This window comes from Pseudoalteromonas sp. ASV78, assembly GCF_047806705.1.
GTDB lineage: Bacteria > Pseudomonadota > Gammaproteobacteria > Enterobacterales > Alteromonadaceae > Pseudoalteromonas > Pseudoalteromonas prydzensis_A.
Window position 1 is genome coordinate 334,050 of sequence record NZ_JBLOPA010000002.1, and the last position, 11,629, is coordinate 345,678.

An 11,629-nucleotide genomic window follows, 5' to 3' on the forward strand; every position below is an offset into this window, starting at 1 on the left:
AAAAGCTTAACCTTGTTGAAACCTATATTTACCAAGCTTAGTAAGCACATTAGATAAAGATGTTTTGTGTAATTCTACATTCAACTAAAGGAAAAGATAATGAAGACACTTACTTTCGCTGTACTTGCTTTAGCATCACTTAATGTATTTGCAGATACAACACTTTCAGCGAGCACAATAACGCTAAAAGAAAATGAAAAAGTATCTTTTGAGCGCGCAGAAATAAATATGGAAGAACAACAAGGCGTATTAATCAATACTGCAACAACCTATTACAGTCCAAAGGTGTGGATAAATGGACGCTTAGAGCTGTTTTTTGTTGGCTCTACAAATGGAAATCAATTTTGTGAAGAGCGTGGTCACAACCAAGAAATCTCTGGAAGCACAATTACCTGCGGAGAAGATGAAAGCGCCTATGGAGACTTTGATTGGTATAACCAAACATGGGGAATGAAAAGCACGGGTAGTAAAAATCAATGTTACCCGCTTTATGCAACTATAAAGTGCCAATAAAGTATTGAATTATAAAATTATAGCCCTGTATCAGTTACAGGGCTACTAGCTATTTACTACCTTAGAGACGATGAACTGAGCCTATATAATCAGTAACGCCATCACTACAACTTTGCGCATCATCACCGTTAAACTCCTCTAGTATATAAATTTTTACAGACGCCCCTGAATCTTTAGCTTCAGCAAGCCTTTCTAAAATTTGACCAAATTGACTATCTTGATAAGCTAGCGTTAACTTATCATTATTCCTATGAGTTATGCTATTAGTTGTCTTTACAGTGACTTGGGGTAACTCTAATTGAAGGCTATTTAATCAACCCTATTACGACACAACCACCCGTTTTACAAACAGCAGATAATAAAAAGCCCTACACTTGGCAGGGCTAGGGTAATAATGGCTTATTGTAGTTGCCTTTATTAGATGACTTTAAAACTCGTAACTAAAGCTCACACTTAATTCTCTAGGTGTTTCTTCAGAACGAATTAATACGTCATTTTGTTCAACTTCAAAGTTTTGTCCCAACATATTTTTCACTTTAAGTGTTAGTGTGGTATTAAACGTTGGGTAATAACTATAAACCATGTCTAACGAGTTTAAAGGTTGTTCGTAAGCGTCATCAAAGTTATTAACACCCGCAGCTAAAATACGATCACCAAATACATTGTAGATAACAGAGGCTTGATGCATGCCATCATGTGAATCGTAATTCAGTTGTAAGTTGGCAACATACTTTGAATGCCCCGTCATACGTCGCTTTAGATTCGTAAGATCGGCGCGCTGTTCTTCTGCAATTTCAACTTCTGAATCACTGAGCGTTAAATTACCAGAAGTAAAGAAAGCACCTCCTAATAAATCACTGTGCAACTCAGTTAACCATTCAGCTTCAATACCGTAAACATAGGCTGTATCTGCATTATCAAACTGCAAAGTAAAACGGCCGTCGCTTTCTGTTAATAGCGCTTCGATTGGGTTATCAATATCTTTATAGAATGCGCCAATTGAGTAATTATCGCCATTGTCCATATAAAATTCGATACGTGCATCAAAGTTATCTAAATAGCTAGATTCTAAGAATGGATTACCAAGAGTTCGATAACCAGTAAGCGGATCTTGGAATTGAACAGGGCTTAGCTCTCGCAAATCTGGACGTACAACCGTGCTACCATAACCAAAACGAACTTGATACGATTGCTGACTATATGTCATAGATAACGAAGTAAAATACTCATCTTCCATCACACTTGCTTGTTCTATCGCATCTGCACTTAATTTATCTGCTAGTAGAGCAGGATCAAATGCTGAGCGAGAAAAAGCAAGCGCAACTTGGCGGAAGTCCTCGTAACGCACACCACCACTTAAACGCCAATCTTGAGCAAACGTGATGTCAAAAGAGCCGTAATAAGCATCAATCATTTGCGCTGCTAAGTAATCATCGGCGGTTGGTTCTTGGAACAATAACTCGACATCCGTTGAATCAATAACAGCATCGTCAGCAAAAAAACTACCAATTGAAAGTGCTTCGTCTTCACTTTGTGCTAAATCTAAAGACTGAGTTTGGCTAAAGCGATAGTTAAAAAAGTCTGTGCGGTAATCACGTGTTTTTTCAACAAAATAACCACCACCCGCAATTTCTACTTCGGCGTTATCAAAGTAAAAAACTTTGTTTACATTGACGCCCCAGTTTTCAACATCGTCTTCTAGCTCAACAAATCGATACAAATAAGGATTACCACCTAAGCTACCATTGTAAAAAGTACGTTGATATTCGCCATCTAAGTACTCATCACGAACCGTTACTTTAAGCTCACCAGGTATACTTGTAGTCGCTGTTGAGTCAGTATACTGCCAATCTACACCAACACCTTCAAGAAAACCCCAATCTAAATTGTGCATACCACGAAGTTGAAGTATTTCAAGTTCTCGTTCCTCAAAAGAGGTTAAGTGACTACGCTGCAACTGCCCAGCATCAATACTTAATGACTTTGAAGGTTCTTGGTAAAGCGCAACAGAAGCTTCATCTTCAGTATCTCGTAACATCATATAAGTTGCTGTTAAATCATGGCCTCCAATTTTATAACCTAAATTTAGAGAGCTATTTAACTTTATATTATGCTTGGTTGACACTTCTTTCTCTGTTGCAGAGTAACAAGTAAAGTCATCTTTTGAACATTCGGATTCAGATGCGTCAACAGAAGAAAGTACCGCACTAAACTTCTCAGCATTGGACCATTCATTTTCATAGGCAACTGACGCTAAGAAACCAAACGAGCCGTCTAAGCCAAATAAGTTATCAAAACGATCACCATACACAGCTTTTATACCTGCATCAGGATTTAAGCTTTCTTTCTCCAAGCCAAAATCTCTTGGTAGTGCTTTTGCTAAACTTTTATTTAAGTCTATCGCAGCAGCTTGGCCAATATCAGCCCCCTGACGTCTTGACTCTACATCTCTGATATTTCTGTATGAAATATCAGACAAGCCATTGATATAGGTATTTAGCGCTGTCTTAACTGAACCAGGTAATGCGCGTGTACCATCATCTTTACCTAACCAGTCATCACTGCCGCCATTGTATGTATAGCCTTCATCGTTTGTATCTTTATAGCTAGCACCAATCTCAACTTTAAATAAAGTATCACTTGGAATGCTCTTGGTTCTGATATTAACGTCACCACCACCAAAAGCCGCTGGCATATTAGGTGAATAGGCTTTTTGTACAGCCAAGGATTCAATAATACTTGCTGGGAAAATATCAAGTGGAATTACATTTCGGGTTAGATCCGGGCTTGGCACTACCGCACCATTTAAACGTACGCTTGAGTAACGCTCACCTAACCCGCGTACATAGATAAACTTATCGTTAACTAATGATAAGCCTGTAACACGGCGAAGTGCCGAAGCTGCATCACTGTCGCCCGTTCTAGATATTTGCTCTGAACCCATTATATCAGCAACGAATGCCTGATTTTTACGTTCATCAATTACCGCACTGGCACTGCCTTTAAGGCGTGTACCTGTTGCAACAACTTCTTCTATCGCGTCTTCATTTATTATTTCTTGTGCTTGATCAGCGAAAGAATGAAATGAAGAAAAAAGGGAGAGCAGAGATAAAGTTATTAGATTGGTTTTAAACTGCTTTTGATGTTTCATATTTATATCCTCTAAACCTAAAATTCCCTTAAAAAAGGCGCCGTAGCGCCTTATAATTAGAGCCGGTCTAGATTAATTACTAGCGCGTTGTAAAGATGCGGCAACAAAATCAGCCCACTCACTTGATTCACCTTCTTTAAGTGCACCAATATAGCCCGCGTTAGTAAAGAAAGAGTTAACTTCACTCATATCTTTAGCTGTTGTGGCTACTGCAGTACCTTGTGAATCAGTAATAGTTGCAGCTGTTGAAACACCATCAGCAGCAAGCACATTTGCAAAATCAGCAAAGCCAATTAACTGGTTATTCTCGCCACCAGTAAACCAAGAAGTAATATCAAAATTTGCTAACGAGTCAGTTAAAGGAGTATTTACGTCTTCAAAATTCTTACCACACGCAAATATTGAGCTCATAAATGCGATATCGCCATTATTTGCATTCGCATGAACGCCTGCATCCCCTGATTGGTCTTTTTCATTATATAAATCAAAACAGCCAGCACCATCTACAGATGAAGAGTTTACAAATAGCATATTAGCTAATTGCGCTTTACCCCATTCTTTCATTTCCATACCAGCACCAGTACGACGCCCTTCAGCTCCTTGATCGCCAGTAGTTACAACCGTTGCATTAGCAATTGTTGGATTAGAAACAGTCGTTACTAAATCTTGCGCATCGGCTGATAATGGATCAACTTTCGCTCCATCTGTTTCAAAGCCATGGTTACCATACTCATTTGAACGTACAAGAATAAATTGTCCATAGCCTTTCCAGCCTTCATCCCAGTCAATACCATCATCACCTGTATCAGTGATAACAATATGTTTGAGGTTAACGCTACCACCAAAAAGCTCTATGCCATCATCAAAACCATTATGAACATGCACGTAATCAATCGTTGTGCCTGAACCTACAGCATTAAGGGTTAAACCATTGAGTTCATCACCTTCAACACCAAAACCCGCATATTTAATAACTATATGCTTTAGGATACCGCTGCTATCTTGCGGATCATTACCACCATAATACGACACAATGCCTTCAGCAGCATGGTTACACATATCCTGCGCAGCTGCTGCAGCTGTACAACGAATAGAATGACCACGTCCATTTACTTGAACGCCACCCCAGTCACCAATTTGTGCGGTTGTTGAGTCATCACCATCAACTTCTTTGATGCTAGTGAAAACAATTGGTTTGTCTACCTCACCAATTGCTTCAATATTAGCGCCACGGGCAACACGTATGAAACTTTCAGGCTTAGTAAAAGCAATTGTCGCTCCAGCTTCAATAGAAAGTGTAGGTCCATCGCTATCAATGACTGCACCTGTTGATGTATCAACATCATCACCAATAAACAACGCACCTTCAAAAACATGCACGCCATCATTATCTAATGCAGGAATAACAAAAGAACTGGTAATTTCTTTTGCATTGCTTGCGAAAGCTTGACTGTAAATACAGTTAACGCCCTCAGCTTCACCTTTAAATGTAGCTCCATCTAATGTGTATGTTGCACACGATACGGTCTCACCACCATTATCGCCACCTGGGTTAGTCACTGAGTTGTCTACACTGTTATCAACTGTTGTAGGTGTAACATTAATATCACCACCGCCACAGCCAGCGAGTGTAATTGCAGTAGCCACAAGGCTGATTTTAAATAAACCAGATAATTTCATTGTTCACTCCGTTAAAGTATTTAATTATTTTATTAGCGCATTAAGTAAAAACCCAAGTCACCTTAAAACACGCAAGCCATGCTTTAAGGTCACTTGAGTTTTTCAACGAGGACTACAATACGGGAGGTGTATGACAATACAGTTACATTTTAATAAACATAACATGACAATCTAATTTATTTAAATAACAACCTGTTAGGATAAATTTAAACGAAAAAAACCGCCCTAGGGCGGTTTTGGTGTTGCGATTATAAAACGGGTTTTGTAATTAAATCGTTGCAGTTAATATGGCGCTTTTTAGCCCCACATTTACTTATAACAATGCGGTACGCAATGTTTCAGCGTGTAACTTTTCACGCTTGACATATTTGATCCATTGCTCGGCGAGTCGCTGTGATTTTTTATGTTTCTCAGCTTGTTCGAATGCTAAAATAGACGCATCAAAATTTTGTAAACTATACTGTGCCATGCCTAATGCAACATAGGCGTTTGATTCAAAATCAAGCGAACCTTTATCAAGCGCTTTACGCGCAGCATCTGCTGCATCTTCGTACTTTTCAAGATTCACATACACTTCGGCCATACGCTGTTCATACTTGCCATGGCTTGAAAGATCGGCCGCTTTTGCAAAATAACTAACAGATTTTTCATCTTCTTTTGCTTGTATCATGGCTTCTGCGATAAAAGCGTAATTTTTCGCTGACTTTTCCGCAACGCCTGTCTCAATCGCTTTACTCATCACATCAGCCGCTTTAAACGCTAAACCGTTATATAAATACACTTGGGCAAGTTGGCGTAAATCTGATTTAGAGGTCAAAAAACCTTGCTGATAAGCGGCTTCAAGTACTGCTAACTGTTGTTTTTCTTTCCCTGTTTCACCATACATACCACCAAGTTGCACCCAGTATTCTGGCTTGTTATAAAGCTTAACCATACGCTCTAACACAGCAACAACATTGTCGGTCTGGTTAAGCGAATAATACATAGCACGCTGTAATACTAACCAGTTTTCTTTTGGCTGTTTGCCTTCGCTATCGCTTTGGGCAATCGCTAAATTAATATTATCAATGCCTTTTTGGTAATCTTTTAACTGATAATACGCTTGTGATTTAAGTACATAATACGCATCAGTTTTAGGCTTAGTGTTGATAGCATCCCACTGTGCTAAAAAATCAATAACTTTATTATAGTCACTATTAGCCATCGCCAATTGCGCTAAGCTAAAGGTGGTACTTAAACGTAACGTTTCAGGAATACCCTCTTCTGCTATCACTTTCTCAAATGCTGCAATCGCCTTAGACAAATCATTTTCGTTGTAATAAATGAAGCCATAAAAATTATGCATCATGGCGATTTCATAGGAGTTCATACTTGATGAACGTTCTTTGATGCTATCAAGCGCCTCAAGTCCCGCTGTTGTGTCGCCATCATCGGCTAACTTTTGTGCGCGAGCTAATTGGCTATACACTTTTTCACGCAGTGCCGGCACCTTGGTGGTTTTTTGCTCTTGTGCATAAACGCTACCAAGCGTAACACCAGGCAACATAGAGACTAAACTTGGCAGCGCAACACTGGTGCCTATCGCAAAAGTACACACTAATGCTGTTTTTAATAATTTCATAATCGCAATCCTCTGTTTCTAGCCGTTAATTTGGAAAGAAATTTTATTCTGTACACCCGCAACTTCAACGGCTTCACCATCGATCACGCGTGGTTTATATTTAAATTTAAGTGCTGCATCAATAGCGGCTTGGTCAAACAATGATTCAGGTTCAGCTCTCACCACTTTGGCGTCACGCACTGTGCCTTGCTTGGTTACTGTGAACTCAACAATCACATACCCTTCAATACCACGCGATAAAGCTCTGCGCGGGTAAACTGGCGCGACCTTCACAATCGGTAGGTATTCACCATCACTTGAATCAAGTGCCAGCCCGCCACTGAGACTTACATCCGCATCCACACTGGCACCAAAGTCAAAATTAGACGCCGCGGCATTGGGATCACTGTTTTGCATTTGCGGTGACTCCATTGGCGGTGGCGGCTCTTTTGGGGTCGGTGGTTTTTGCGGTTTACGTTCTTTCTTTTGCACGGTTTCTTCTTTTTTCAAGCGTACAAAATCAAGCACATTGCCCTTGGCCGGCTCCGTCATCGCCCCTTCACCACCGGTGATCAGTGCCTGCATGCCTAAAAACAACATAAAGGTGACGACACCGGCAACTAATAATGCTACTAAATAACGCATTATGGCTTCCTTAGGCTTCTTGTGCCGCAATAGACACATCAAATACACCAGCGGCGCGTGCTGCATCCATCACTTTAATAAGGGTATCTGTGGTAGCTTTTTTATCAGCTTGGATAACCACACTACCTTGTGGATTTTCAGCTTTTAAACGCTCAATATTCGCCTGCACGGCTCGTACATCAATTTGACGTTTATTGATCCAAATCTCCCCTTTGTCAGAAATCGCCACTAAGATATTAGCGCGTTCTTTCTTTACCGCGGTGGCTGCTTCTGGGCGATTTACATCTATGCCAGCTTCTTTTACAAAAGAGGCAGTTACAATGAAGAAAATAAGCATAATGAAGACAACATCAAGCATTGGTGTCATGTTAATTTCTTCTGCTTCATCTTCTTGAAAAAGGCTTCCTAATGGGGCTCTCATTTTATTCTCCTGATTGCATGTGGCTGTCGCCACATACTAAAAATTGTTGTTTTAATGGTCTAAAACCATGCTGTCTTCAAGTAGTGCAACTTCACGCTTCGCTTTACGTTGTAAGTAGGTTGAGGCAAACACCCCCGATAACGCACCGACCATACCGGCCATAGTTGGGATAGTTGCTTTCGATACACCTGATGCCATTGAACGTGCACTGCCCGTTCCGGTAATTGCCATCACATCAAATACTTCTATCATCCCTGTCACCGTACCGAGTAACCCCAACAAAGGACATAAAGCAACCATCACATTGATCAGCGCTAAGTTGCTGTTTAGCTTCATCCCTGCGCGAGAAATCGTGGCTTGGCGTATTTGCTCTGCATTCCAGCTGTTACGCTCAACGCGGCCTGTCCAACTACTTTTAACGGCATGTTTGTAACTGCGAAAACCATTAAAGAAATAAATAAATCGCTCGAGTATCAATAACCACATCGCGAAGATTAACACTCCGATGACCAACAGAACTTGGCCACCGGTGTCGAGAAAATCACGGATAGCATTGATTGAGTCAATCAATAGCACCATGGGTTACGCTCCCTTTTCGCTACGCTCAGCGATAATACCCGCGCTTTGCTCTTGTAAAATAAGCAATAAATTCTTTGAGCGAGTATTAAGTAAGGTGTATAAAAATACCGTAGGAATAGCCACAACCAGACCAAGTACCGTAGTAACAAGTGCTTGCGAAATACCACCAGCCATCAATTTAGGGTCACCAGTACCAAACAGGGTAATTGCTTGGAAGGTATTGATCATACCGGTAACCGTACCAAGTAGACCGAGCAGCGGGGCAACCACTGAGATAATTTTGATAAGCGTTAAGTTACGCGTGATTTTTGGCATTTCACGTAAAATCGCTTCGCTTAATTTAAGTTCAAGCGTGTCATAAGCGACATCTGGATATTGATCTTTGACTTTCATTACACGACCAAGTGGGTTGTCATCACGCGGCACAGCATCTTTAAGTTGACGACGAATTTTGCCACCCATCAACATCAATGAAATAAAGCGTTCAATTGCGATCAGTAATGCCAGTAAACCAACACCTAAAATCACGTAACCTACTGCGCCACCTTGATGAACTTGCTCTGTAGTATCAGGTGCTTGTACCAATAAACCAAGGATAGAGCCACCGGTTGGGTCAAGGGCAAATTGCACAGTGCCTGATTTAGCTTGTTGTAAATCACTCGCCGTTGAGGTGTAACGGCCAACAGGTTGACGAGTAAGTTCACTTATCGTATTAGTGCTGGTGTTGTACTCAAGGTATTTACCTTGTGAAATTAAGTTAAACGCACCAACACGCATCACTTCCTGCTTCGCTTTGTTACCGCCTTCAACAATAACATCGGTAGTAAAGCGTGATACTTTGCCTTGCTCAGTCATTTCGCGTTGCAGTTCAAACCATACTTTTTCAATGTCTTCGATTGACGCAAGTTGAGAAGTCGAGCCCATTTTTTGCGCCAATTCATCCATAAATGCGCCGCGCCCTGGTAACTGAGCAGATACTACTGAAGTCGCAAATTTATTACTTGAGTCACCAGCCACTTGCTGCAGCACACCAAACAACTCTTTTAATGAGCCCATGCGCTTTGATAAAGTATCAGTGAGGTTAGCTAGTTTTATTTCATTTTCTTCAAATTGAGTTTCAAGACGTTCAGACTCGCCAAGCATTTGATTACGTTTAGCTTGAGTATCTTTTAGGGTCTGTACTTGCTCATTTTGACGCGCAGCAAATTCTTGCTCACGTTGTTTGTTTTGCGCAGATTGCGCTGATTTGCCTTGCTCAAGGGTTTTTAATAGTGAGTCTAAATCCATTGCATCTGCGGCAACGCTATTACCAACAAAGCCCAGCGTGGCGCTTAATAAAGCAATTTTGGTCATTTTTGTGAAAAGTTTCATTTTAACCTCTTATTCCGCAGCGTGTACTGGCAGTGTTAACATATCTGGGGCTAGTTGCTTACGCGCAATACGTAAACCTTTACTAATTTGGCTGATTGTTGAGTCATCAAGAGCAACAAACTGTTTGCTGGTTGCGTCCCATGTGCCCGCTTTTTTACCATCGCGAGTAAGGTAAATTAGCTCTAAACGACCAATCCGTAGAAAGTCTACTTCACGCTCTTTGCCATCAACATCTAATAACGCGGTATACGCTTCGATAGTACGACCGTAGTCCACTTCAACTTGATAGGCTTCTAACACACGGCGGAATTTTTCACTTGAATTAATGTCAGCACGATTCATCATGTCTTTTAAAGATGCGATACGCTTTTCACGCTCGTCCGTTAAAAATGGCACATCAAGGGCAACAAATTGCTCAAGGCCGGTGATCATGCGCAGCATTAATGGCGTAATTTGACGTTCAATAATAGAAACCTGATCCATTGATAGATTAATGGCTTCCATTTCACTTATTTGATTACTAAGCTGTTTACTTAGCTGTGCGTTATAAACAGTTAAACCATCAATTTCTTTATTGAGAGTTTTAAACTGTTGCAAACGCCCTTGCATTGAATCTGCAATCTTGTCTATTTTTGTTTGTGATTGCGCAGCTGATTGATTAATTTCACTGCTTTTATCGATAACCTTATTTAGATCATTTGCTTGCACTGTCGCACTCATGGCAACAATACTAGCTAATATCAATGGTTTAACGCCTTTCATCGCATACACCTTTACTCGTTAAATTAGCGGATTTGCTAGTTGCTTAATATCAATGAACGAGATTCTATAGGTGAAAAATGACAGAGGTGTTGCGCTAAAAAGTCTGTTTTATGACAAAGGCAATAAATTACTACAATGACAGAGAATAAATCACTCTCTGCAGGCAAGGTAAGCTGAATTGGAGGTAGTATCCGAGCAAAGAATTAGTGGTATGTTATGAGGCAAGTACAGTGCGAATATCGGTAATAACCTGGTCTGCATCGGTATAATTTATGGCAATAGCATAGTACTGCTGCTTATGTAGCAGTACTAATGAAGGAAAACCTTGCACTGGAAGTTGCTGTACATACACTAGCTCTTGTTGAAACTGCTGCTCAAGTTGTGCGCTTTGCAACAAAGTTAAAAATGCGCTGCTGTCTATATCCAGTTGCTGCGCAAAATGCACAAGTGAGCTTATGTCCGAAGGGTTTTGTGCTTGCAAATAATAGCCCTGTTGAATTGCTTCAAGCATTGCTTGTTCTTTATTAAATTGTCGCGCAGCGATCACAGCGCGACAAGCAGGGTATGTACTTCGACGAGGCTGACAATGAGTCCAAAAATCAAAGTTAAATTTAGCACCCGTTTGTACACTAATACGCTGCCAAGTTTGCTGTAAAAAAAGCTGCATATGCTCGGGCATTGGCTGATCTGAATCAGCGGCAAGCCCACCAACTTTATAAATGATCTCAAGCTCATCAGCTAACGTCACTTGAATTTTTTGCCAACATTCTTTAAAGCCCCAACACCAGCTACACATTGGGTCATGCACGTATATAAGCTTAGTATTATTCATCATCGCCCTGTTGTTGATTGCTTGAAACAACTTTGTTTCGACCTTCACGTTTCTTGATATAACTAGTAGATGGCC

Annotated in this window: 10 protein-coding genes; 1 reads left to right on the plus strand and 9 read right to left on the minus strand. The window is 40.6% G+C overall.

Annotated elements, in window-relative coordinates:
* The first annotated feature begins 99 nt into the window (after positions 1-99).
* Positions 100-513, plus strand: coding sequence for a hypothetical protein (locus ACMVDV_RS19570; RefSeq protein ID WP_304185803.1), 414 nt, complete (start codon positions 100-102; stop codon positions 511-513).
* A 427-nt stretch (positions 514-940) separates the two neighbouring features.
* On the opposite strand, the gene ACMVDV_RS19575 is transcribed toward ACMVDV_RS19570, so the two are convergent.
* The 9 genes from ACMVDV_RS19575 to ACMVDV_RS19615 form a co-directional block, all read right to left on the minus strand.
* Entirely contained in the window at positions 941-3,664 is a 2,724-nt protein-coding gene (locus tag ACMVDV_RS19575; RefSeq protein WP_416159325.1) for a TonB-dependent receptor plug domain-containing protein, read from the minus strand.
* 72 nt (positions 3,665-3,736) lie between these two features.
* A complete protein-coding gene (locus ACMVDV_RS19580; RefSeq protein WP_416159326.1) occupies positions 3,737-5,344 on the minus strand; it encodes a hypothetical protein in 1,608 nt (535 codons plus the stop codon).
* A gap of 313 nt (positions 5,345-5,657) precedes the next feature.
* Entirely contained in the window at positions 5,658-6,965 is a 1,308-nt protein-coding gene (locus ACMVDV_RS19585; RefSeq protein ID WP_416159327.1) for a tetratricopeptide repeat protein, read from the minus strand.
* An 18-nt stretch (positions 6,966-6,983) separates the two neighbouring features.
* The gene (locus ACMVDV_RS19590) at positions 6,984-7,589 is read right to left on the minus strand and encodes an energy transducer TonB (protein ID WP_304182593.1); all 606 of its coding nucleotides are present in this window, start codon (positions 7,587-7,589) and stop codon (positions 6,984-6,986) included.
* A 10-nt stretch (positions 7,590-7,599) separates the two neighbouring features.
* Positions 7,600-8,010: an ExbD/TolR family protein gene (locus ACMVDV_RS19595; RefSeq protein WP_064664908.1), complete on the minus strand. Its 411-nt coding sequence runs from the start codon at positions 8,008-8,010 to the stop codon at positions 7,600-7,602.
* Positions 8,011-8,061: 51 nt separating this feature from the next.
* The gene (locus tag ACMVDV_RS19600) at positions 8,062-8,589 is read right to left on the minus strand and encodes a MotA/TolQ/ExbB proton channel family protein (RefSeq protein WP_304182591.1); all 528 of its coding nucleotides are present in this window, start codon (positions 8,587-8,589) and stop codon (positions 8,062-8,064) included.
* Positions 8,590-8,592: 3 nt separating this feature from the next.
* Positions 8,593-9,960 carry a MotA/TolQ/ExbB proton channel family protein gene (locus ACMVDV_RS19605; RefSeq protein ID WP_416159328.1) on the minus strand — a complete coding sequence of 456 codons (1,368 nt, stop codon included), beginning with the start codon at positions 9,958-9,960 and terminating at the stop codon, positions 8,593-8,595.
* A gap of 9 nt (positions 9,961-9,969) precedes the next feature.
* Positions 9,970-10,722, minus strand: coding sequence for a DUF3450 domain-containing protein (locus ACMVDV_RS19610; RefSeq protein ID WP_416159329.1), 753 nt, complete (start codon positions 10,720-10,722; stop codon positions 9,970-9,972).
* A 214-nt stretch (positions 10,723-10,936) separates the two neighbouring features.
* On the minus strand, positions 10,937-11,554 hold the full coding sequence (locus tag ACMVDV_RS19615) for a DsbA family protein (RefSeq protein ID WP_416159767.1): 618 nt from the start codon (positions 11,552-11,554) through the stop codon (positions 10,937-10,939).
* Positions 11,555-11,629 lie beyond the last annotated feature (75 nt).

Bases quoted from the DNA above. Each gene is read 5' to 3' on its own strand.
- ACMVDV_RS19605 (WP_416159328.1), bottom strand. From the start codon at position 9,960: ATGAAACTTTTCACAAAAATGACCAAAATTGCTTTATTAAGCGCCACG.
- ACMVDV_RS19570 (WP_304185803.1), top strand. From the start codon at position 100: ATGAAGACACTTACTTTCGCTGTACTTGCTTTAGCATCACTTAATGTA.
- ACMVDV_RS19615 (WP_416159767.1), bottom strand. From the start codon at position 11,554: ATGAATAATACTAAGCTTATATACGTGCATGACCCAATGTGTAGCTGG.
- ACMVDV_RS19595 (WP_064664908.1), bottom strand. From the start codon at position 8,010: ATGAGAGCCCCATTAGGAAGCCTTTTTCAAGAAGATGAAGCAGAAGAA.
- ACMVDV_RS19610 (WP_416159329.1), bottom strand. From the start codon at position 10,722: ATGAAAGGCGTTAAACCATTGATATTAGCTAGTATTGTTGCCATGAGT.
- ACMVDV_RS19590 (WP_304182593.1), bottom strand. From the start codon at position 7,589: ATGCGTTATTTAGTAGCATTATTAGTTGCCGGTGTCGTCACCTTTATG.
- ACMVDV_RS19580 (WP_416159326.1), bottom strand. From the start codon at position 5,344: ATGAAATTATCTGGTTTATTTAAAATCAGCCTTGTGGCTACTGCAATT.
- ACMVDV_RS19600 (WP_304182591.1), bottom strand. From the start codon at position 8,589: ATGGTGCTATTGATTGACTCAATCAATGCTATCCGTGATTTTCTCGAC.
- ACMVDV_RS19575 (WP_416159325.1), bottom strand. From the start codon at position 3,664: ATGAAACATCAAAAGCAGTTTAAAACCAATCTAATAACTTTATCTCTG.
- ACMVDV_RS19585 (WP_416159327.1), bottom strand. From the start codon at position 6,965: ATGAAATTATTAAAAACAGCATTAGTGTGTACTTTTGCGATAGGCACC.